This is a genomic window from Flavobacterium flavipigmentatum (assembly GCF_020911905.1).
Taxonomy (GTDB): domain Bacteria; phylum Bacteroidota; class Bacteroidia; order Flavobacteriales; family Flavobacteriaceae; genus Flavobacterium; species Flavobacterium flavipigmentatum.
The window spans coordinates 895,724-919,495 of the sequence record NZ_CP087133.1; the positions used below are offsets into that span (position 1 = coordinate 895,724).

The following is a 23,772-nucleotide window of genomic DNA, read 5'->3' on the forward strand; positions in this document are numbered from 1 at the left end:
AAAACGACATCAGATAAGATGTCGTTTTTTATTTAAAAAAGTCCTTTACTTTTGGCTTCTTTCACCAGATCGACATCTTCTCCGGTTTTGATTTTTAGTAATTCTTTCAAATTAATTTTTCTGCGTTCAATTGCATTCAAAGAAATCGGAATGTATTGCGGCATTTCTTCGGTTTGCGTTCCTTTTGATAAATGAAATAATATTTGTTTATCAAACTGATCAATTTCGATCGAATTATGAGGCGACTGATTGAGCATTTTTACAACAGATTGGCTGTAATACCTGTTTCCTTTCATTATTTTATCAAATGCAAAAAGAAGCTCGTCAAAAGTCAAGTCATTTTTGATAATGAGTCCACTGGGGTTAATGGTTCTGATAATCGTCTTGATTTTGAGTAATTCTGTATACATAGTGAGCAAAATAATCTTACAGTCGGGCATTTTCTTGAGGATTAATTTTGCCAGATCTTCGCCAGAAAATATTTCTTTTTCATCATAAGCGGGCATACTTATGTCAAGAAAAGCAATATCAAACTGAGGCGTTTTAGAGTCTTCCAAAAGATCATACGTCGATTTACAATCGTTGGCTTGCCAAATAAAAAACTCATACCCTTTGGGCTTGTAGCGGGTAATCGCATTTTTGTATCCTTCGATAATAAACGGATGGTCGTCTACTATTAGGATATTTCGCTGGATTAATTGCGAAATGGACGGTGGGTTTAGTTCAGCTATCATTTGTTTGTAGGTTAATTTTTTGATCTATAGGAATCTTAATCGTAATCAAGGTTCCTTCATTTTTACTAGAATTGATGCTTACAGCTCCCAAACATTCCTCGGTTCGATAAAAAATGTTTTGCAAGCCTATCCCTTTTTTTGCTTTTTTAGGGTTAAACCCAACTCCATCATCAGAAATTGAAAGCACCAAATGATTAATTTCGCTCTTAAATTCGATTGAAATTGTTGTTGCATTTGCATACTTATTACAATTCTGTAAAGCCTCCTGAATAATACGGTATAAATTGATTTTTATTGTATTACTTACCAAATCCCAATTGATATGAGAATCCATCGATATTATCAACTCTGTATCATAGGTATTTCTTTGGTCATCAAAAAGTTTTGTCAAAATAAGAATAAAGTTATTAATTAATTCTGACTTTTCCCTACTTAAGTCGTGAGAAATTTCCCTAATATCCTGTTCTATATTTTTTAACTCTGCCAAATATTTTTTTCTTTTAGGCGCAGCAAACTCTTCGTCTATTTTATTGAGACTATCCAGGCTTATCCTAATTCCGAACATTCTGCCCAGAACACCGTCGTGTAATTCCTGTGCAACCTTTTTCTTTTCTCTAATTCTAGTAGCCTCAATCTCTTTTTGCTGAGAGATCATCAAATTATAGATGTCTTCATTGGCTATTTGCTGCTGTTGTTTAAAAATAAGTTCTCGGTTTTTGGCTTGTTGTGTTTTATAAATGTAAAAAAACAGTCCAATTAGCGTACAAAAACTAAAAACATAAACCAATGTTCTGTTTTGAACTTCCAGATTTGAATTTTCGCTTTTAATTTCATTGGTTTCGTATTCAATACGAGAGAATTTTTCCCCAATGACACGCTCGGCTTTGAGCATTTGTTCATTGAGTTTGATGTATTCCTTAGAATAGACCGAAGCATTTTCGGGATCAACAATAGCAAGTTGCTTGAGCGCCTCCAGAGTATTGCGCAATCTATTTGAATTTCTTGACATTAAAAGTGCCTGCTTGCTATATTGTATGGCTCTTAAAGTATCTTTCTTAGAAGAAAAATATTCAGACAAATGAATTTTACTAGAAATTATTCCCGCCTTTAATCCCAAACTATCTCTAATTTTTAAAGCAGTAAAAAATTGTTCCGGTAAATCTTTATCTTCATTCAATTTGAAATTACAATAAGCAATATTATCCAGTAGAATTGCGTACAAAATAGTTTTTTCTTTAAACAGATTATTTTCTGCCAAACCTTTTTCAAAGAAAAACTTAGCTCGCCTGTAATTTCGTTTACTAAAATATACAAAACCTATATTGTTGTATGAAGTTGCCTTTAACTGTAATTCTGATGGTATCGACTTATCTTGCAACACCTCCAAAGCTTTATTCTGAAACTCTAAAGCCTTATCATATTCCTCTCTTTCATTGTACAAAAGTCCCAAAAGATTGTAACATTCATACAACTGATCGTTTACATTTTTTAATCCTTTTAAGTTGCTTAGAGCCTTAAAAACGGCTATTTCACTTTCAAAAAAAATGCCTTCGTTATATTGCAAACTCGCTTTGCTCATAAAAGCTTTGGCCAGATTATAATGATCTCCAATTCTTAAATAAAGTTTTTCTGCTCTAAAATAATGTAGAAACGCACTATCTGCAACAGACCGTGAACCGTAATAATCGCCGAGATACGTGTAGGCTTTGGCCATATTTGCAGAATCTTTGCTGCTAATAGACCGCTCCAAAACGATCTCTGTGATGTCTTTGTAGGCTTTCCAATCGCTCATATTATAATAGCGATTGGCCACTTTAAAAAGATTTACTCTATTTAAAGAATCATTATCCTGACTGATGATAACATTAAAAGCTTTCTGATTGTATTTCTGCTTAAACTCAAGAGGCAAATTAATATCGTTGGCCAAAGAAAGATACGTGGAGAGGCTATCTTCGAGAGAAGTTATCTTTTCATTCGAATTATTTTTTTTGGAACAAGCCCATAAAATAAAAAATAAAAACAATAGTATTTGGTACTTATTTTTCAATTGCAGCGTTTGAGTTTAATCAAAAATACTAAAACTATGAACACAAAAAAAAAGGCTGCCAAAAAATTGACAACCTTTACTATTTTGAGGTATATTTTTTTAATCTAATTTTCTTCCGCCGCCTGTAGAACCGCCTCCATTGTCTTCAATAGCTATTAACGATTTTAGTGCAACTTCTGTGCTTTTTGACCCCACTTTCTCTACATCAAGTTTTCTAGTTACTACTGTATATCCTTCGTTAATACCAGCATCCATGATTGGGGTTGTACTTGTAACTACCTCTGGTGAAGCAAAAGAAGTTAATACCATTACTAAAGAAAATAATCCGATTGTTAAAGCTGTTTTTTTCATGATTTGAGGTTTTATTTTAGTTTTTATAAATCTTTTTAAATGAGTAGCTTAGCGCTAATTCTCTGATGTAAAACTAAAACCTAAATCGAGATTTTCTTGCACAAAAATTAGCATTTGTGGTAAAATACCCCCAAATGATAGTGAATGAGTGTTAAAAACGTGTAAATATTTAATTTTTAGACCTCAATATAATTTCCTTTTGAAAATTCTGTAATAATAAGATCAACATTAGACTTATATGTTTTAGAGAAAGGAATTTTTTTTGGCGAATTTTTAATGTAACAGACTGAGTTTCCGTTATGTATTCTGGCGATATAATTGATGTTGATAATATAGCTGTTATGTATTCTAACAAAAGGACTTGACAAAATAGCCTCAAAATGTTTAAGTGTCTTGAATGCAGTGATCATTTCGCCCGAATTCATATAAATATCGGTAGAGTTATTATCGGCCTGAAAATAGCAAATATCGGCTGCTCTCAGATAACGATAATCTCCGTACGATTTTACACAAATTATCAATTGTTTTTCTCTTTTGACAACTGGTGATGTCATCAAAGCGGGCTCAAGACTCAATTGCATCGGATATGCTTCAAAGGCAATTTTATGCAGTTTCAAAATGGTTTTCATCACATCTACCCTGCCTAAAGGCTTCAGAATATAATCAAAAACCTGATATTGAATAGCTTCAAAAGCCTTGTCTTTTTTAGAAGTTATTATAATTATTTTAGGGATATGAATTAAAAAACGATGCAATTCGTTGATAAAAGAAAAAGATAAGTGAGTTTCAGCATTTTCGGGATCGATTTCGAGAAAAATAAGTTCCGGCTGATGTTCTAAAACCAAACTAAGGCCGTCCCGATAATTCTCGCCCGCAGCCAAATAGCTAAACTCTGCAAAACCATCCAAAAGCGATTTGGTTTTTAAGATACTTTCAGCACTCTCGTCTACGATTATGTACGAATACTTTTTCAAGTTTATTGGCGTATTGATTTACGGTTTACAGTAGACTAAAAGTAGCATGATTACGATTTGAAATCATTTAAACTGTCCTATAATCGACCAAATGCAAATATAGTCGACAAAGCGCATAAATGTAATAAAATTTATGCACAAAAGTAAAGCCAAAAAAAATCCCAAACTCCGTAACGGAATTTGGGATGTCTTGAATAGTTTTGAAAAATTACATTTTCATCAACCAGTTTTTCATCGAAACTTCATTTTCGATAATATCTTTTAGCTCGGTTATTTTAACACGATCTTGTTTCATGGTATCTCTATGGCGAATAGTAACCGTTTCGTCTTCGATAGTTTGGTGATCTACTGTGATACAAAACGGAGTTCCCAAAGCATCTTGTCTTCTGTAACGACGTCCTACAGCATCTTTCTCATCGTACGCCACATTAAAATCCCATTTCAAATCATCCATGATTTTTTTTGCGATTTCTGGCAAACCGTCTTTTTTAACCAGCGGTAAAACGGCTGCTTTTGTTGGCGCCAAAACGGCCGGTAATTTTAAAACTGTTCTGGTAGAGCCGTCTTCTAAAGCTTCTTCCTGCAATGATGTTGCAAAAACAGCCAAGAACATACGATCTAGACCCACAGATGTTTCTACCACGTAAGGCACGTAATTCTGATTCAATTCTGCATCAAAATATTGTAATTTTCTACCCGAAAATTGCTCGTGTGCTTTTAAATCAAAATCAGTTCTTGAGTGAATTCCTTCTAATTCTTTAAAACCAAAAGGAAAATTAAATTCGATATCTGCTGCTGCATTTGCATAATGCGCTAATTTTTCGTGATCGTGAAAACGGTAATTCTGTTTTCCAAGACCGAGAGACAAGTGCCATTTCAAACGGGTTTCTTTCCAGTGTTCGTACCATTGCATTTCATCACCTGGACGCACAAAAAATTGCATTTCCATTTGTTCAAATTCACGCATACGGAAAATAAATTGTCTTGCAACAATCTCATTTCTAAACGCTTTACCTGTTTGCGCAATTCCAAAAGGAACCTTCATACGACCCGATTTTTGCACGTTTAAGAAATTTACAAAAATACCCTGTGCCGTTTCCGGACGCAAATACAAATCCATTGCAGAATCTGCAGAAGCACCAAGTTTAGTTCCGAACATTAAGTTGAATTGCTTTACATCTGTCCAGTTTCGGGAACCTGTTTCGGGGTCAGCAATTTCAAGTTCTTCGATTAAAGCTTTTACATCCTGAAGATCATCAGTCATACCTTTTGCAAGCCTTGATAAAATTTCTTTCTTTTTTGCAAAATATTCAACTACACGAGCATTTGTAGTTACAAATTCTTCCTCATTAAAAGCATCGCCAAAACGAGCTCTTGCTTTATCAATTTCTTTTTTAGCCTTATCCTCAAGTTTTTTACAATAATCTTCAACTAAAGTATCAGCTCTATATCTTTTTTTCGAATCTTTATTATCAATTAATGGATCATTGAAAGCATCCACGTGTCCTGAAGCTTTCCAGGTAGTAGGATGCATCAATATTGCAGCATCAAGGCCCACAATATTATCATTCATCTGCACCATTGATTTCCACCAATATTCACGGATATTCTTTTTTAATTCGACGCCATTCTGTGCGTAATCATACACTGCACTCAATCCGTCGTATACTTCGCTTGACGGAAAAATAAATCCGTACTCTTTTGCGTGCGAAACCACATTCTTAAATATATCTTCTTGTTTTGCCATAGTGATGCAAAAATATAAAAAGTACTTTTAAAAAAAAGAAAAATAATAAAGTTTGAAGGCGTGATTTTTGTATTTTTGTAACTAAATTCTTCTTATTTGTGTTTAAATATATTATTGACCTGTTTTTTCCTAAAGTTTGTGCCGGATGCCGCACACTTTTGACGACCAATGAAATAGTGTTTTGCAGCCATTGTCGTCATGAAATGCCATTGACTCAGTATCATTTGGATCCAGAAAACGAAGCAGTAAAGAAATTTTATGGTAAAATAGAAATCCAGCATGCATCTGCTTTTTTGTATTTTAATAAAAAAGGAATCGTTCAGGAACTCATTCACAACTTAAAATACAAAGGCATGGAAGAAATTGGAACAGTTTTAGGAAATTGGTATGGCGAAGATTTAAAACTTGCCCACGCAGAAACTCCTTTTGATATGATTATTCCGGTTCCGTTGCATCAAAAAAAGCGAAAAGAAAGAGGCTACAACCAAGTCACTACTTTTGGACAAGCGTTATCTGATGCCTTAAAAATAAAATACGATGATTCTATTTTATATCGAAAAAAATATTCAAAAACACAATCTAAGAAAAACCTTTTAGGAAGATCTGAGAACATAGAAAATATTTTTGATGTGATTTTGAAGGTAGAAAACCACGACAAACATTTTTTGATCATAGACGACGTAATCACGACTGGCGCCACTCTTGAAGCCTGCTCGAGAGCACTGCTAAAAATTCCCGGAGCCAAAATTAGTATCGCCTGCATGGCAATAGCCCATTAAAAAATTTAATTGATAATTATTTTTTTAACTGTTTTTTTTTCTCCCTCGAGGACAGTTACGAGATACACACCAGCATTGGTAATTGGCATTTGAATCTCCTGACTAAAAACAGAAGTACGTTCAAAAGTCTTTTCGTACAGCTTTTTGCCTAAAATATCGTGCACAAAAATTTTAACTTCGTTAATGGAGTCACTCGAAAACTGAACAGTGAAATTTCCTTTATTAGGATTTGGATAAAGCACAAAATTGATATTATCTATTTCTTTTGTTCCCAAAGTATATGTCTGATCGCAAATATTTAGAGAAACGGCATTTATTGTACCCGATGTTCCCGATACAAGATCACGAACTCTAAAAGTCCAGGTTCCCTGAAGATTTTCTCCCGTAAAAGCACCCAAAGATTCAAAAGGAAGTACTGTTTGAGATGTTGCCACAGTACAATCTAAAGCTGTTCCGGAATCATCAAATTGCATTAAGAAATTCTGACTCGTACTTGCCGCACATGTTTTATAAAGTAATTTTACTACCGTTCCTTGCGGACTTACCATTTGAAACTCTAAATCAGACAGGCTGGCGTGCGTAACATTTACTGAAACATTTACATCTGAAATTTTTTGTGCAGAAGCAGGAACAGTAATGGTCCTTACAGTAAAATTGTTGCTGTTTGGAATCGAAAATGAGTTTCCAAAACTATACGAATTACAATTTGTTACAGAAGTATACCCGACAGAAAACGGTTTGCCATTTACCGCATAATAGATATTGGCTGTTGGCTCGATTAAAACTCTGCAATTGGTTGCTTTTACATCTGCGGGAACCGTTATTACTTCTGAGCCATCATTTGGAGTATTAGAAGCCAAAACGGTAGAAAAAGTCAGTCCACCATCGGTAGAAAGCTTAATATTTACTGATGAAGAACCCGCCAGAGTCGTCGTGTTGTTTACCGCCCAAGTTACTAACTGCTGGCTTGAATTTGCCCAGCTAATATTGTCTGTGTTTTGGGATGTAACCGCAAATGGTCCCGTTGACGAATTGACGGTTACCAACATCAAATCGGTATTGGTTTGCGCAGTACCTTGTGCCGCATTATCACGGCCGGTAAGCGTGAAACGCATTGTTTTGGCAATTGAGGAAACAGACTCCCAAGGAGTGCTCAACCTGTTTTGCACAACAGAACTAAGACTTGGCATATATCGAACAGGCGAATTTGTTGGCGCAAAAGAGCGAAACATAGGCCCATCTGGCTTGGTAAGATATGTTCTGCTGTTGTCTGCAGAAGTGGTAGTAGCCGAATCATTTTGTTCCCAACAATACGTAATTGTATCACCTTCAGGATCAGAACCTGTGCCTGTAAGCACAAAAGCAGTTTCTTTCGGAATCGTATAATCGGCACCAGCGTTGATAACGGGAGGATTGTTAGCAATACTGGTGCTAACAGGACAACTTTTGGTTGCCAAATTATCTTGTATTTGCAAAATACTAGCGTACGCAAAATAATCGTCTGAAGCCCCTTGAACATCATAATCATCGGTAATTCCGGCGTAAGCCATAATTGTAGAACCACTTCCAGGCTCTACATTTACATCTGTGCGCTCAGAACCATCAAAAGAAAAAGTATGATTGCCTCCTAATTGGTGCCCCATTTCGTGAGCCACATAATCGATATCAAAAGTATCACCTTGTGGTTTTGCATCCGAAGGCGAGGTGTAAGCACTACCTTTCGCATTTGGAAAAGAAGCTGTAGGATCAACACAAACGCAACCAATACAACCTGAATTTCCGCCTCCGCCAGAACCGCCAAATAAATGACCAATATCATACGCACTATTTCCAATAAAATTGGTTAATGTAGTCTGTACCTCATTATTCCATGCACCATTTACACCAGAAGAAGCATTTGAATAAGGGTCAGAAGAAGCAGTAGTAAAAATTACAGCATCATTATTAGCAATTAAAATCAAGTTTAAAGCCAAATCTTTATTAAAAATTCCGTTTACCCGAGTCATTGTAGCATTCATACCAGCCAAAGCTCCTGCTTTTGTTCCACCATAATACTGAGCATATTCGCCAGTACACGACAACGCCAATCGCAACGTCTTAAAAACTTTATTATTGGCAGTGGTTTTTGCAGTGCTTGTTTTCTTTGCAATCGAATTGAAACTATCAACAGTTGAGCAAATCAAAGCAGATTTAGAAAAATTAGTATCTTTTGAAGTAAAAACTACATATTGAGACTGATCAGCAATATTGTTTTCTATAAACTCATTATTTTCAGTAGCACGAATTACCATTGTTTGCAAACCTAGTGGCGACATACTAAAATTAATTTTTGCATTTTTATCATCTATTCCGACACCTGCATAAGCTCTTATATCGGGATATTTTGCTTGTAATTCCGGGGCAAAATTTGACGCTTCCCAAACCATAAAACGCTCTAAAACTCCGTGAGCATTAGGAAAAGTAACTACCGTAGTAATTTTATCATCTTTTAAAGCAAAAGTGGCGGCTAATTTTTCCTTCAAAAATGTATCATTCAGTTTATAATACAGCTTTCTATCGTCTGTGTCAGATTGACCTTTGGCCGTTGCAACACTTCCGCCAACCCTTTGCCAAAGCTCATTTTTTTGAGCCTGAAGTTGCGTAAAATTGAAAATAACTAAAACAAAGAGTAGCGCTTTTTTCATAACCGAAAAATTATAATTGATCAAAAATAAACGAATTAAATTAAATTCAAATAGATATACGACGTTTAATACGATTTTGTCGACGAGTTCTTCATTTTTTTTTAAAATTAAATTAAAATAGCAAAAATCAATTCGGGTTGTTATTAGATTTAAAATAGATAGTATAAATTTGCAACATCTTAAATAACTTGCTTTGAAGCTCTTTCATTCTATAAACGACTTTCGGTCAACCAAGAAAACAATTTTAACTCTTGGCACCTTTGATGGCGTACATATTGGTCATAAAAAAATCTTAGAACGAATCACTCAAAATACCGAAAACGGCAAGTACGAAAGCCTGGTTCTTACTTTTTTTCCGCATCCGCGAATGGTTTTGCAGGACAAATCAGAGATCAGACTTCTTAATACGATAACCGAAAAGACCAAACTTCTAGAGCAAACCGGAATAGAAAACCTTGTTATTCATCCGTTTGACGAAAGTTTTTCCAGACTAACCGCCGAAGAATTTGTGCATTCTATTTTGGTAGATCAATTTCACATTCATAAAATAATTATTGGTTACGACCATCGTTTTGGCCGAAACAGAACTGCCAATATTGATAATTTAATCGCTTTTGGAGTAGAATATGGTTTTGAAGTCGAGCAAATTTCGGCACAAGAAATTCAGGATGTTTCGGTGAGTTCTACCAAAATCCGCACCGCTTTACAAGAAGGCAATATGGCTTTGGCCAATGATTATCTCGGATATCAGTACTTTTTTTCGGGCGAGGTGGTAAAAGGAAAACAACTGGGCAGAACGATTGGTTTCCCGACAGCCAACATCAAAATTGAAGAAGATTACAAACTAATTCCTAAAAATGGTGTTTATGTGGTAAAAGCAATTGTAGACCAAAAAGAGATTTTTGGAATGATGAACATTGGCTTTAACCCCACGGTAGACGGACAAAAGCAAACCATCGAAGTACATCTTTTTGATTTTAATGACACTATTTATGGCAAAAAAATCGAAGTTTCATTGTTACAATATCTTCGGGAAGAGCAAAAATTCGACTCGGTTGAGCAACTAAAAGAGCAGTTACATCAGGACAAAATCGCAGCTTTAGACTTTGTAAGTCAAGTCTAAAGAACTTCAAATCGTACTTTTCTTTATTTTTAAATCATTGTAGCTATTTTTTTAGTAAATTTGATATAGACAGCTCTATGTCAAATCTTTACTATTAACTTCTTTAAAAAATAACCACTATGAAACTACCTAAAGAAATCCTCAATGGCTTTTTAATTTTCCTCGGAATTGGCCTTTATTTTTTATTAATGAATGTATTGGGCCTTGCCGATTTGTTTTACCTGCGTACCTTAAACGTGTTTTTTATCTTTTGGGGAGTCAATAAAACATTACAAATGAACCTTCTTGAAGGAGAAACCAATTTTGTATCGAATGCTGTATCGGCAATGGCAACTTCTGTAGTTGGCGTTTCGATGAGCGTGTTCGGTCTCTTGATTTACAGTTATGCTCGAGGCGGAGATGCTTATGTAAAATCGCTTTCGGAAACCTTTTTATTTGGCGGAGATCCTTCTGTAACCGCTTATTGCATCTGCTTGTTTTTTGAAGGAATTGCTTCCTCAGTAATTGTGACAATGATGCTCATGCTGTATTGGAATAACAAATACGCTGCCGATTAATTTTCTAAAATAAAAATAGCTTTTAAGCACTTTAAAATCATAAAAAATACAATTTTATGATTTTAAAGTGTTTCTTTTTTAAAAATAACTAACAAATATTTATTTAAGAAATTCACGATTGGTTGATTAGAACAATTTGACTACTTTTGAAGCATCAAAAAAATGTATCAATGAGCATTAGAAAACACAATTGGACCAAAGACGAAATAATCGCCATATATAATAAACCCTTGATGGATTTGCTGTATGAAGCAGCCACAATTCACAGAGAAAAACATGATCCGAATGTGGTTCAGGTTTCTACTTTATTGTCCATCAAAACGGGAGGCTGTCCTGAAGATTGCGGTTATTGTCCGCAAGCAGCACGTTACAACACTGGAGTCGAAGGAAACGACCTTATGAGTGTAAGTCAGGTAAAAGCACAAGCTTTGCGTGCAAAATCCAGCGGATCTTCTCGTGTTTGTATGGGAGCTGCCTGGAGAAACGTAAAAGATGGCGAAGAATTTGACCAAGTTCTAGAAATGGTTCGTACCATAAACAAACTAGACATGGAAGTTTGTTGTACTTTGGGAATGATTACCGAAAACCAAGCGCAACGTTTGGCAGAAGCAGGTTTGTATGCTTACAACCACAACTTAGATACTTCTGAAGAATATTATAAAGATGTTATTTCGACACGCGGTTTTGAAGACCGTTTGCAAACCATAGAAAATGTTCGTAAAACCAATGTTACGGTTTGTAGCGGAGGAATTATCGGCATGGGAGAAAGTATCGAAGACAGAGCAGGAATGCTTGTGGCACTTTCTACCTTAAATCCACAACCAGAATCAGTGCCGATCAATGCATTAGTTGCCGTTGAAGGAACTCCGATGGAAGAAGAAAAACCAGTTGAAATTTGGGAAATGATTCGTATGGTTGCCACCACGAGAATTGTAATGCCAGATACTCAGGTACGTTTGTCTGCAGGAAGAACAAACATGAGCAGAGAAGGTCAGGCAATGTGTTTCTTTGCGGGTGCCAATTCTATTTTTGCCGGAGACAAATTATTAACCACTCCCAATCCTGATGTGCAGGAAGACATGAAAATGTTTGAAATGTTAGGATTGATTCCGCAAAAACCTTTTACCAAAGTTTCGCAGCCACAAACTGTAGAAGCTGCGGATTCTCAATTTGCTCCATTGGGCGAAAAACCTAAATGGTCCCGACCAGGGCATACAATCGAAAGAAATCTTGAAGCTTCTGGAAAAACAAAAGCTTAAAAAATACTTTTACTATTAACAAAAATGCTTTTGATACGAGTCAAAAGCATTTTTTTTGATTTAAGTATAAAAATAAAAATGATTGATATTCCGTCAGAATACTATTTTTTGTGTCTGCATTTTACCTCCTTCTTTTTTTATTTTAAAAATTAAAACCTGATTTCTAGGCTTCAGATTAGAAACAACAACCTTGTTTTGGTTGGTTTGTTGTTCGAAAATCAACTTTCCTACTACATCATATACCTGAATTTTTTGAATATTGAGATCGAAAGATTCTACAATAATTTCTTTTTGAGATTGATAAATAATTAAAGTGTTTTTCACTTTTTCAAACGTATTTATATCCAAAGTCTTGTCTGCAAACCGCAATACAAAACGGTCGTTAAAAGTTCCTTTTTGAGAGACAAAAGTGTATGGCTTTTCTTTTAGATTGCAAATAACATTTAGTTTTTTGTCTTGCAGATACACATTTTTCTTTTCAAAAAAAGCATCTTTTTGATCTAAAGTAATCGTAAAATTTTCTTCGACCGATGTTTGATAGCCTAACGGAATCACATCTGAAGTTTCAAATGGAAGACCTCTTGCCTGAATAACGAAATTCTTCCCTTCATTAATGCTGTAAAAATCAACAAAAGCATTGGTATTAGCGCTTGGCTCATCATATTTACCGTCATAACCATTAGAAGCATCTGATGCATATCCTAACAAAATTTGTTTGAAAGCACCTTTGTTACTAACGAAATTCAGCCATATTCTCCTCTTTTCAGAAGTTGACTTATTTGCTTTAGAGGTTTTAAAAAATTGATTGTTTTGATCGGCGGCGGCTATTCGCATACTATTATCAAAAAAGACAGTTCCATTTGCCATTGCAGTAACCAAAAAAGACTGACCTGATACAATTTTACCATTCGGAATTTCCCCTCCAGATTGCGCTTTGATTCCGCCCAGCGCATTATAAGCCGCATAATCATCCGAAGAGTAAACATAAAACTTTCCGTTTGGAGCAATTGCTGTATTATGTGTCCAAAATTTTATCGTTCCGCCTAAAAAAGCATTTTTTTGAAGAAAAACATCTGCATCAATTGCCGAAGGATAAGGATTTCCTACCAAGTATTTTTTGCCCTCAGACACGGCCTCCCCATTAATTATACCATTATTGGGAATCCCTTTAAAAACGGCTCTATAGGTTTGAGCCTCTGTAGTTGAATAACTTTGCGGACCTCTTATGGCGTAACCAATTGCATTTTTCATAGTACTCTCTTTATCTTCGTAAACCCATTTGCCGCTAAAAGAGAGCAATTTGTCAGGAAGAGTTTCGGGCGAAACATCCCCAAGTTTAAAGTCATGCACCGGTGACGACCAATAGGTATAATCAAACCTGCGAATGGGTGGCGTAATTCGCTTGAGATGTACCATTCCGGTATTCATTATATCATTATCCGACTGAAAAAGAGAAGCCGAATTTTCTAAAACTAAAGTTCCGGCACCTGTATAATTATAGGTTAATGATAGAGAATTATCAGCCAGAAGCGTGACTATTTTTCCTGAATCTATAGCGCAACTGCAAGCGTTTGTAGTCGTAAGAGAAGCATAATCATCTTCAAAATAAAGTTCCTTCCCCGCAGACGGAAGACCACGTGACCATGAGTTATGGCTCCACGTCGTGCCATCTGTACACAGATACAACCGGGCAATTCTATGTTTTGCACTACCAGAGACAGAGTTAAAATTGCCCCCAATCAATAATTTTTGATTGGCGGTCAAAGTCATCGCAAAAAGAGTACTATTCAAATAAGACTCAAAAGTAATATCGCGCGCTCCCGTAGACAATGTCCTTAAAATTCGGAACGATTGCACTCCGTTAAACGTTCCTGAAAAAGTACCTCCAACCAAGATTCGATCATTTGGCTGTATCAAGATTGCCCTGACATCCCCTTTACTAAAACCAGATCCTGACTCAAAACTTAAGTCTAAATTTCCGTTGGGTAATAATCGTGTAATCCGTTTTTGAAGCACTCCTTTATAGGTTAAAAAAGAGCCTCCCACTATTATTTTGTCATCCGATTGAAAAGCGATAGCATACACATTTTTATCAAAACCAGCACCAACCGCAAAATCTGTATCGATCGTACCGTCTGCATTTAAACGTACAATATGCGGAGACAAAACCCCATTAAAAGTAGAAAACCTGCCTCCTGCTAAAATTTTTCCATCCTGTTGAATAGCAATTACATCAATAATAGCATCTGCTCCTAAACCTGTATTAAAACTTGTATCTGTAGTGCCATCAGGCATCAACCGCACAATTCTGCCTACGGTCTGATTATTAAACTTGGTGAAATTTCCTGCCACAATGATTTTTTGATCGGGCTGAATCGCCAGTGCATATACGATACTATTGGCTGCGGTACCGGTATCAAACGTAGCATCAAAATCTCCGTTAGGCAGAATCCTCGCCAGCCTGTTGCACAAATTGCCATTATAAGCTGTAAAATTACCCGCTATTATAATTTTACCATCCTTTTGTTGAACAGCGTTTCTAATCGTATTATTGGCTCCGCTGTTACCAACATTAAAATTAAAATCTGAAGAACCATCTTCTAAAAGACGCGCAATTCTGGATGACGGATGATTATTAAACTTTGAAAAACTACCAAAAACCATACATTCTTCATTTTCCAAAGGGAGAATTTTTAAAACAGAATTATCAAAACCAACTCCAGGAGTTAGAAATCCGACATCAAGAACGCCTCCAGAATCGATTTTTGCTAATCTACCCTGATTCTGACCTTCAAAAGCAGAAAACGAGCCACCAACAAACCAAAAATCATCTACTGACTTCTCTAAAGTTAAAACAGACGAAGAAGCGGGACCAGCAGCGATATCAAAATCAGATTTTAATGTCCCGTCAGGATTTAAAAACACCAATCTATTGACCGCAATACCATTATATGATCCCGTAAAAGCACCTCCAACCATAATATTTCCGTTCTCGTCAATTTTCACGGTATACAAAGTATCATCATCAAAACCAGAACCCGACTGAAAACCTGAATCAATCGTACCATCCGGAAGGAGTCGAACCATTCTGTTGACAGCAACTCCATTATAATGCAAAAAAGCACCTACGACAACTATTTTTCCATCTGCTTGCAGATCAAAAGCAGTTACTTTATTATCAAAACCATCTCCGATATTGAAACCATCATCAATGCTTCCATCGTGATTTAGGCGAACTATACTGTTTTTATTCTGATTGTTAAATTTGGTGAAAGTTCCGGCCAGAATTATTTTGCCGTCGGGCTGAATAATTACTTTTTCGATCAATGAATTGGCTCCTACTCCTGTCGAAAAAGAAGCATCCAGAGTTCCGTCCGGTAAAATTTTAGCGATGCGAGAAGCGGTACTGTCTCCAAATTTTGTAAAACTACCCACTATAATTGCGCTTCCATCTGGATACAAATCAATGTCGTAAACGATATTATTTAGACCTGAAGCGTTAGAAAAAGCCGCATCTAAAGAACCATCCTGATTAAGTCGCACCAATCGATTGACGGAATTTCCAGAGAACGCCGTAAAAGAACCACCAACGATAATTTTGCCATTGGGCTGAATTGCAATCGCATATACTTTATTGTTAAAATTTCCGTTTAGGTTAAAGCCAGTATCTATTTCTCCATCAGGATTTATCCTTTGCAGATAAGGAAATGACGCTCCGTTAAAATTTAAAAAATCTCCACCAACAATCAAATTCCCATCTGCCTGCAACGCTATTGCTCTCACGGTATTATCAAAACCATCCCCAATCAAACCATCATCATAAGTGTTAAATGTAGGATCTATTTTGCCTTGTTGTGCCTGAGTACTTTTCGAAAAAAGACAACAGGCAAAAACAGCCACAACCACTAATTTTTTCATCTACTACATGTTTTTATTTTATTAAATTTAACAAGTGTAAACTTTCAAATTTAAAATTTAAAAAGCAATACCCACATTTAGTGATATTTAGATAAAGGACAAAAAAAATCCACTTGCTTTTGGCAAGTGGATTTTTGAATGTAATATTATGTTTTAGAAAACAATCTTTTTAGTAGTTTCAAAATCATTGTCTAAGACTACTTTGACAAGCAACATTTGATTGCTTGATGGTAGTCGCTCGATCGATAACGAAAGATCGTTAACCTTCGTTTTTTCATACAATAACTTTCCTGAGAGATCATAAACATAAACCGTTTTGATGTTCTCTGAAGCGCTCGAAACTTTGATTACCTGATCTTTTACCGAAACCACAACACCTGTCTGATCGGCCTCAAAATCGCCTGTTCCCAACGTTTTGTTGGCGTATTTAAGTGCAAATCTTTCTTTGAAAGTTCCTTTAGCAGTAGTAAAAGTATAGGCTGATTCTTTTAAATCATGTACAACATTTAATACTTTGTCTTCTAAATACACATTTTGAGCATCCAAATCACCTTCTGTATGATCGATTGCAATAGTAAAACTGCCATCGATAGTCGATTTGTATCCTAATGGCACAACATCGTTGGAAGCTAACGGATACGCACGACCTTGGATCGCCAAGCTTTTGTTGTCGCTTAAGCTATAAAAATCTGCAACCGTGTTGGCGTTGCTGGTTGTTCCGTCGTATTTATCTTCGTAACTGTTGCTGGCTCCATCAACATAACCAATTAAAGCTTGTTTAAAAACACCACTTGGGTTACTAAAATTAAGCCAAACTTTCGCCTCTGTATTATTTTTACCCGTTTTGAAAAATTGCGAATTATTACCGGTATCTGCTTTACGCATTCCGTTATTGAAAACAATTTGCGATGGGCTCTCTCCTGCTCTTACTTTTACCATTATCGCTTGTCCGGCAGCAATATAACCATTTGGAGCAACTCCTCCTGATTGTGCTGCTGTACCACCTGTAGCGTTGCAAGAAGCATAATCTGTTGAGGTATAAACATATAATGAGCCTGATGGCGAGATATTGGTATTGTGTGTCCAGAATCTAACAGTTCCTTCTAAAAACGGGTTGGCGGCCAAGAAATCTGTTATTTTTATCGCTGAGGGATAAGGATTACCCACAACATAACTTTTTGCTGCAATTACCGATTCGCCGGTTACAGGACCGTTGTTTGGAATTCCTGTAAATCTGGCTACAAACGACACTCGGTTAGTATCGTGAAACGATTGTGGTCCACGAATAACATAACCTTTTCCTGGCAGCATCACATTGGCATTATTCTCATAAAACCATTTTGAATTCGCTCCATCAAAAGTCAAAAACTTATCACCCAAAGTCTCTGGTGAGAATCCCACCATTGTTTGACCTGTAACAGGTGACCCATAATAGGTATAATCAAAACGGTTAATCATCGTGTTACGCTGATACACAATATTTCCTGTGTTCTGAACATTGGTAGTTTGCATCAAACTAGACTGGTCATTGAAGGTTAAAATACCTGATGAAACATTCAAAGCATTAACCAAAGTCAGGACATTAGGCCCTACTATGTTTACCGTTCCTGTATTTACCTGACATGAACAGCCTAATAAATTGGTTGATGAAGTATAACTTCCATTAAAAACAATATTCACATCCTCACTATTTGGAGCGCCATGATCCCAACTTGAACCATTCCAAGTCGTGCTCAATAACGCTTTTACCTCTATCGAAATAACATTAGACGCTGCACTGTTGCCACAACCTGAAACCGCTACAACACGGTAATAATACGTTTTTAATGCCGTTAATCCTGTAGCGACATACGTCGTCACATTACCAACATTAAGATTATTATATCCTAATACCGGAATTGTAAAAGCATTATCCTCGGCTATTGTCAGTACATAACTCGTAGCATTAACAACACTTGACCAATTGGCCGTAAAACCATTACAATTTGGCGAAGTGGCCGCTGTGGCTAATGGAGCTCCCGTTACAACAATAGTAGCAACATTAGAATAAGCAACTGTACAACCGTTGCTTTGCACAACAGCTCTGTAATAGGTTGTCGCACTTAAATTTGTTACTGTTAATGTAGTAGTTGTATTGGCAATTGGAGTTCCAGCTGTTGCAAAATTATCTGTTGAAGACTCCCATCGTATCACTGATCCTACGTTTCCAGACAGACTAAACGTAGTAGAACTAGTTGTTGCTGCATGACACGTTGAGCTTCCTACTACAGGAGTACCGTTGGTTACTAAACCAAGAGTTCCTCCTACACTAACCGGATAAGTCGTTATTGATACCACATTACTTACATTGAAAGTGCAGCTAAAACCAGGAGAATTAGTTGCATTTACAGTGGCTATTCGTCTGTAGTATCTCACTATATTACTGCTTGTGTTATTTGTTATAGCAGCAGGATCATACGTTCTCAATGTCCCGTTGACAGTAATATCTGTATAGGTAACATTATCCGTAGAAACTTGCCATTGAAAATTAACATACGGGTGCTCCATATTACCATCTTGCTCATTGTATTGCAAAGATCCATTTATTACTGCAGGATCTCCACCACTACAAAAATTCACAGTTGCGGGTGCCGTGATAGTATTTGATGCAGCATTAAAAGGCTGAATATCAAATTCTGTAACATTAGCCCCACCATTTTCATAATAGTCAAACACCAAATTTGCGCTGGCAGTTAGATTTACCAGAATATAGTTGTACGTTGTAGAACCTTGCTCTACCCATCGGTCAAAAACCTTGTTTGTAGGCGTTGTGGTTCCACTTGGATCAACAAAAAGTCGTACTCCGTCGTCACCTGTAATTCTAATAACATAACAACCAGGCGTTTTTGCCGATTGCATTCTATAACGTACCGCAAAACCTTCTGCATAAATAGAAGCTCTTTGTACACCATTTGAAAGAACCGGAATACAAGCGGCATCACCTCCGAAATTGGCACTAAAAGATTCTGTTAGTCCAGCGGTGTAATAACCCATATAATTTGCATTTGTAAACGGTTCAGGTGCAATTCCTCCTGCATTGTAAATATGTCCGATCCAAGAACCTGCTCCAGAAGCAATTTGCGAATCCTGGGTGTTGCCGATACTATTCTGAACCAATGTCATTGTACCAGTGCCAGTTCCTCCACAATTACTTGACAACGCAACTCTAAGCTGACCCGAGAAATTAGCAGTCCAAGTAATAGAAGTTCCGCTGGCACCTGTTGCATTCACTGGGGGACTGAAATTTCTATTTGAAGTATCCAACAAAGTTAAATTTTCATTAGATGCTGTAAATATATTTGGAACCGAAAAAGTATAGTTAAAACCCTTTATTACATTAACCAAAGCATACTGACCCGCAGCAACAGATAGTGTCTGCGTATCTGTATTGTCTTTACAGAAAGTAATTGCACCACCAGCCTGAGCAGTAGGAGTTGGAGGCGTAAATCTGAAAACTTGCCCGTTTGCTGGCTTCGCAGATATATTACTAGTAAATACATTCGCTTGTGCAGTAGCAGTATTCGTTCCATTATTTAATGTCAAATAAGTATCATTAGCATCATAAATACCAATTGTTGCTGAACCACTAGTTATAGCATTTGCTCCTCCTGTGTAGCGATATTCAATAACATTTGTGGTTTCGTACAACCAAATTTGAAAAGAAATAACATCAGGATTTGATTGAAAATTCCATCTTTGCTGATACCATTCTACTTTAAAAACCCTATTCGGTGCCGTACCCGTAACTTCATAATGAGGTCGGGTCACATTTCTTAAATCATCCCATAAAGGCATTAAGATAGGCTTAGAAGTTGAAGCATTAGCAACAACATTCTCATAATCTTGGGTTCCTGTAACAGACGAAGAACCAAAAGTCAACCAACCGTTACTTGAAACCTTAACTTGCGAATAATCAGCACCACCAAATCCAAAAGAAAAAGGAAGTGTGACTGCACCAGAAATAGCATCGTCATCATCATTATTTGGAAATCCGGGGAAATTGGTTCCTGTAAAATGGGCGTAGGTTACGTTAGTTGTAGTGAGGCAATAACTACTGGCTGACTGTCCGTAATTGCTAAAAAAAACAAAAAACAGCAGTGTAGAAAAAAGTAATTTTTTTATCATATCATAACATTTAAAAGTACAACAATTATGATCTTAAAAAGGGACCGTTTTTTTATGACCACATAGCGAAATTTTTGTTAAAAATATAAATTATTATCAACATAAAGTCAAAAAATAAAAATTTTGTCAGTGCAAACCGATAAGCTACGTTAAAATTTAGTAAATAATAAGTTATTACCTTCAATAAATTGATCTTATAAAACTTTTCTTAAGCTAAAAATCCTACACAAAAAAACCTCATAAACAACCAGTTGCATTTGATAAGTAGCTAAAATTTTACACAAAAAAACCCACTTGACTTAACAAGTGAGTTTTTAATTTTATTTTAAAAAAATTTTATTTTTTTTAGAAAATAATCTTCCTTGACGTTTCGTAATTGTTCTCTAAAATAACTTTTACCAACAAAACCTGATTTTCAGACTGCAGACTTTCTATAGATAATGAAGCATTATCGACTCTATTATTTTCGTAAAGTAAACTACCCGAAATATCGTAAACAAAAACAGTTTTTAGATTTTCTGATTCGCTGGCCAACTGAATGATTTTATTATTTACTGCAACTACAACCTCATTTTTATCTGCCTCAAAATCATGTGTCCCGAGAGATTTGTCACTATACTTTAAAACAAATCTTTCTTTGAACGTTCCTTGTAATGTAAAAAACGTGTAAGGGCTTCGTTTTAGATTATGAAAAACATTCAGTAATTTATCGTGCAGAAATACATTAACATCTGCCGTGTTTCCTTCTGTATGATCAATGGCTATAGCAAAACTACCCGTTATAGCAGATCTATAACCCAATGTCACGGCATGTTCAGCAGTCCAGGGTAAAGCAAGTCCTTGTATCACCAAATTTTTTCCGTCACAAATACTGTAAAAATCCGCATACGGATTGGCGTCCATCGTGGTTCCGTCATAGCTATCTTCATAACCATTGGTCGCCCCTGGAACATATCCAATCAATATTTGTTTAAAAATTCCGTCAGGATGAGTAAAATTCAACCAAATTTTCACTTCTGGATTCTGTGTTACTGAAGAATTAAAAAACACTAAACTATCATTTGCATCAACCTTTGGCTTATTCTTTGAAACAATAGGAGAAGCGTTTATTCCTTCTTTTTGTTTTAATGCTTTCTCAGTTGGAATAAAACCATTCGAAAATCTATCTTTGATTTTTGATACACCGCATCCGGCTTCGTACAATGAAATACTATCAGAACAAAAATAATACGATGACAAACTACTTCGGTGTGACACATCCGTTGAATTTCCTGTTGTTAGGCTCGAACGGTAGGTAGAAGCATTAGCAAAGGAAGTTAACAGTACCAAAATCGCACAAAATAATCTGCGATAATTTTGTTTTAGCACCATAGCAACTTGAGGAAGAACAAAGGGTTGCATTAAGAACGCAGAACGGAGGGTTTTTTTTTTGCTCATAATATTAATTTTGGTTAGGTTCAATCTTGATAAAAACCTTCTAATCTTTAGTCAGAAGCTAGAGTAAAAACACAAATAGAGCACAAAAACGACATTCAAAATTTTAATTATCTCTCAAAATCAAGATAACTTCTTCTTTAAAAAAACAAAAGATACCAATAGTGGCATACTTCTTTCATAAAATCAATAAACGAAAATAATACAATTTGTTTAAGCTCCAAATTTTACATAAGTACATGCAGAAAATTCAAACAGCAATAAAACAAGTCAATTAACACATCTTCACTTTATTAATAATAAAAATAAATTTAAACAAAAATTTAAAAACAAACAATAAAAAATTTACTGTTTTTTAATATATTTTTTATGATATTGAAAAAACTGCTTGACTTGAGAAGTGATCTTTTGATTGAATTCTTAAAATTTATTCGTTTTTTAAAAAACAATCTTTCTTGAGGTTTCATAATTATTATCTAAAATAACTTTTACCACCAAAACCTGATTACCAAATGGCAAACTTTCTATAGCTAATGAAGTAGTATCAATTCTATTTTTTTCGTAAAGCAACTTTCCTGAAATGTCGTAAACAAAAACATTTTTTAAATTTTCTGATGTACTGGCTATCTTAATGGTTTTGTTTTTTACAGAAACTACAACTTCATTTGAACCTGCTTCAAAATCTCCTGTCCCTAATGAGTTGCCAATATACTTCAAGGCAAATCTTTCTTTAAATGTTCCTTGCAATGTGGCAAACACATAAGGAGTTCGTTTTAGATTATGAAAAACATTAAGCAATTTATCATGCAGAAACACATTAACATTCTCGACATTCCCTTCTGTGTGATCAATGCTTATTGCAAAAGTGCCCACTATAGCAGATCTATAACCTAATACTACAACATCATCCTCCGTCCAGGGTAAAGAACGTCCTTGTATCACCAAATTTTTTCCATCACATATACTATAAAAATCCGCATACGGATTGGCGTCCAAGGTAGTTCCGTCATAGCTATCTTCATAACCGTTAGTCGCTCCTGGCACATATCCTATTAATAATTGCTTGAAAATACCTTCAGGATGCGTAAAATTCAACCAGATTTTTACTTCGGGATCAGCCGTTTTCCTCTTTAATATCTCAGATTGTCCCGATGCAATAAAGGGATTTGGCATCACTATTACTGATTCGGCTGTTGTACATTCGAGATTACAAGATGAATCATTATGGCAATAAAAACAACATGATAAACTACTATGATTAGGTTTACAAAACAAGAAAGTAATGCCATTTAGTTTATCGCTTTTCATTGTCCTAGAAGCAAATTGATAATAATAAAATCCCTTAGTAAAAATTTCGACATTCTTAAAATTACCTATAATAATATCAGACGATACAGCTGCGAAATCTCCTGTTGCTACACGCGAATAATAAGTCGCAGCATTGGTATAGGAAGCTATTAGCAATAAAGTGACACAAAATAATTTACAGTAATTTGATTTTTGCACCATCGAAACATCAGAAAGGAAGAATCGCTCCAATAGCAATTGGGCATTAAAAAGTGATTTTTTGTGCATGATAATAGTTTTAAATTACAATTCAATCTTGGCAAAAAAGTCTTTTAAAAGGCAAGTATCTTCTAAACGGGTAGAAGTTGAAATAACAACATTAATTTGGGCATAAATAGAACATAATGAACTCGTGCTATTACCTGTATTCAGGACAACACTTTTTAATGGTAATAAAAAAACGAAAAGAGGTACTGATGGTGGCGTACTTCTTTTACAAAAATCAATAAGTAGAAATTATAAATTGCACTTATCAGTTGTCATGTTTACATAATCGCGAACTGGGGCTTCACGTAAAATATGTAAGAAATGCATAAAATTAGCTTGTAGGTAAGTATTTTATATGCATCTAATAGTAAATCTAACCAAATAATTGAAGCTAAACAATACCCACATTTAGTGATTCTTTCTCTTGAAATTTAAAATTTTAACATA

At 35.6% G+C, this 23,772-nt stretch carries 14 protein-coding genes; 4 read left to right on the forward strand and 10 right to left on the reverse strand.

Translation table 11 applies throughout. The features are described from left to right. Positions 1–32: 32 nt before the first annotated feature. From LNP22_RS04320 to LNP22_RS04340, 5 genes are all read right to left on the reverse strand, one after another. On the reverse strand, positions 33–734 hold the full coding sequence (locus LNP22_RS04320) for a response regulator (RefSeq protein ID WP_229975497.1): 702 nt from the start codon (positions 732–734) through the stop codon (positions 33–35). Beyond that, positions 724–2,781: a tetratricopeptide repeat-containing sensor histidine kinase gene (locus LNP22_RS04325; protein WP_229975498.1), complete on the reverse strand. Its 2,058-nt coding sequence runs from the start codon at positions 2,779–2,781 to the stop codon at positions 724–726. Before LNP22_RS04325 ends, LNP22_RS04320 begins: the two co-directional genes overlap by 11 nt. A 99-nt stretch (positions 2,782–2,880) precedes the next feature. Then, positions 2,881–3,132 (reverse strand): hypothetical protein, encoded by a 252-nt coding sequence (locus LNP22_RS04330; RefSeq protein WP_210666059.1) that lies wholly within the window; start codon positions 3,130–3,132, stop codon positions 2,881–2,883. Positions 3,133–3,308: 176 nt separating this feature from the next. After that, positions 3,309–4,106, reverse strand: a complete 798-nt coding sequence (locus tag LNP22_RS04335; protein WP_210666058.1) for a LytR/AlgR family response regulator transcription factor — start codon at positions 4,104–4,106, stop codon at positions 3,309–3,311. A 208-nt stretch (positions 4,107–4,314) separates the two neighbouring features. Beyond that, positions 4,315–5,853 carry a glycine--tRNA ligase gene (locus LNP22_RS04340; protein ID WP_229975499.1) on the reverse strand — a complete coding sequence of 513 codons (1,539 nt, stop codon included), beginning with the start codon at positions 5,851–5,853 and terminating at the stop codon, positions 4,315–4,317. Positions 5,854–5,951: 98 nt separating this feature from the next. Here LNP22_RS04340 and LNP22_RS04345 point away from each other — a divergent pair, with 98 nt between their 5' ends. Then, positions 5,952–6,632, forward strand: a complete 681-nt coding sequence (locus LNP22_RS04345) for a ComF family protein (RefSeq protein WP_229975500.1) — start codon at positions 5,952–5,954, stop codon at positions 6,630–6,632. A 5-nt stretch (positions 6,633–6,637) separates the two neighbouring features. On the opposite strand, the gene LNP22_RS04350 is transcribed toward LNP22_RS04345, so the two are convergent. Then, the gene (locus LNP22_RS04350; RefSeq protein WP_229975501.1) at positions 6,638–9,316 is read right to left on the reverse strand and encodes a zinc-dependent metalloprotease; all 2,679 of its coding nucleotides are present in this window, start codon (positions 9,314–9,316) and stop codon (positions 6,638–6,640) included. Positions 9,317–9,509: 193 nt separating this feature from the next. Here LNP22_RS04350 and LNP22_RS04355 point away from each other — a divergent pair, with 193 nt between their 5' ends. The 3 genes from LNP22_RS04355 to bioB all read left to right on the forward strand — a co-directional run bounded on the left by LNP22_RS04355 (position 9,510) and on the right by bioB (position 12,255). Continuing rightward, positions 9,510–10,439 (forward strand): bifunctional riboflavin kinase/FAD synthetase, encoded by a 930-nt coding sequence (locus LNP22_RS04355; RefSeq protein ID WP_229975502.1) that lies wholly within the window; start codon positions 9,510–9,512, stop codon positions 10,437–10,439. Between the two features lie 119 nt (positions 10,440–10,558). After that, on the forward strand, positions 10,559–10,996 hold the full coding sequence (locus LNP22_RS04360) for a hypothetical protein (RefSeq protein WP_229975503.1): 438 nt from the start codon (positions 10,559–10,561) through the stop codon (positions 10,994–10,996). A 170-nt stretch (positions 10,997–11,166) separates the two neighbouring features. Then, on the forward strand, positions 11,167–12,255 hold the full coding sequence (gene bioB / locus LNP22_RS04365) for a biotin synthase BioB (protein ID WP_229975504.1): 1,089 nt from the start codon (positions 11,167–11,169) through the stop codon (positions 12,253–12,255). A 93-nt stretch (positions 12,256–12,348) separates the two neighbouring features. Here bioB and LNP22_RS04370 read toward each other — a convergent pair whose 3' ends face one another. The 4 genes from LNP22_RS04370 to LNP22_RS04385 all read right to left on the reverse strand — a co-directional run bounded on the left by LNP22_RS04370 (position 12,349) and on the right by LNP22_RS04385 (position 23,346). Then, the gene (locus LNP22_RS04370) at positions 12,349–16,173 is read right to left on the reverse strand and encodes a calcium-binding protein (RefSeq protein ID WP_229975505.1); all 3,825 of its coding nucleotides are present in this window, start codon (positions 16,171–16,173) and stop codon (positions 12,349–12,351) included. 153 nt (positions 16,174–16,326) lie between these two features. Further along, positions 16,327–20,337, reverse strand: coding sequence for a T9SS sorting signal type C domain-containing protein (locus tag LNP22_RS04375; protein ID WP_229975506.1), 4,011 nt, complete (start codon positions 20,335–20,337; stop codon positions 16,327–16,329). A 345-nt stretch (positions 20,338–20,682) separates the two neighbouring features. After that, on the reverse strand, positions 20,683–21,774 hold the full coding sequence (locus LNP22_RS04380) for a T9SS sorting signal type C domain-containing protein (RefSeq protein WP_229975507.1): 1,092 nt from the start codon (positions 21,772–21,774) through the stop codon (positions 20,683–20,685). Positions 21,775–22,209: 435 nt separating this feature from the next. Beyond that, positions 22,210–23,346, reverse strand: a complete 1,137-nt coding sequence (locus tag LNP22_RS04385; RefSeq protein ID WP_229975508.1) for a T9SS sorting signal type C domain-containing protein — start codon at positions 23,344–23,346, stop codon at positions 22,210–22,212. Positions 23,347–23,772: the final 426 nt, after the last annotated feature.

Coding starts and splice junctions, on each gene's coding strand:
- LNP22_RS04320 (WP_229975497.1), bottom strand. CDS start 734: ATGATAGCTGAACTAAACCCACCGTCCATTTCGCAATTAATCCAGCGA.
- LNP22_RS04330 (WP_210666059.1), bottom strand. CDS start 3,132: ATGAAAAAAACAGCTTTAACAATCGGATTATTTTCTTTAGTAATGGTA.
- LNP22_RS04340 (WP_229975499.1), bottom strand. CDS start 5,853: ATGGCAAAACAAGAAGATATATTTAAGAATGTGGTTTCGCACGCAAAA.
- LNP22_RS04350 (WP_229975501.1), bottom strand. CDS start 9,316: ATGAAAAAAGCGCTACTCTTTGTTTTAGTTATTTTCAATTTTACGCAA.
- LNP22_RS04360 (WP_229975503.1), top strand. CDS start 10,559: ATGAAACTACCTAAAGAAATCCTCAATGGCTTTTTAATTTTCCTCGGA.
- bioB (WP_229975504.1), top strand. CDS start 11,167: ATGAGCATTAGAAAACACAATTGGACCAAAGACGAAATAATCGCCATA.
- LNP22_RS04370 (WP_229975505.1), bottom strand. CDS start 16,173: ATGAAAAAATTAGTGGTTGTGGCTGTTTTTGCCTGTTGTCTTTTTTCG.
- LNP22_RS04375 (WP_229975506.1), bottom strand. CDS start 20,337: ATGATAAAAAAATTACTTTTTTCTACACTGCTGTTTTTTGTTTTTTTT.
- LNP22_RS04380 (WP_229975507.1), bottom strand. CDS start 21,774: ATGAGCAAAAAAAAAACCCTCCGTTCTGCGTTCTTAATGCAACCCTTT.
- LNP22_RS04385 (WP_229975508.1), bottom strand. CDS start 23,346: ATGCACAAAAAATCACTTTTTAATGCCCAATTGCTATTGGAGCGATTC.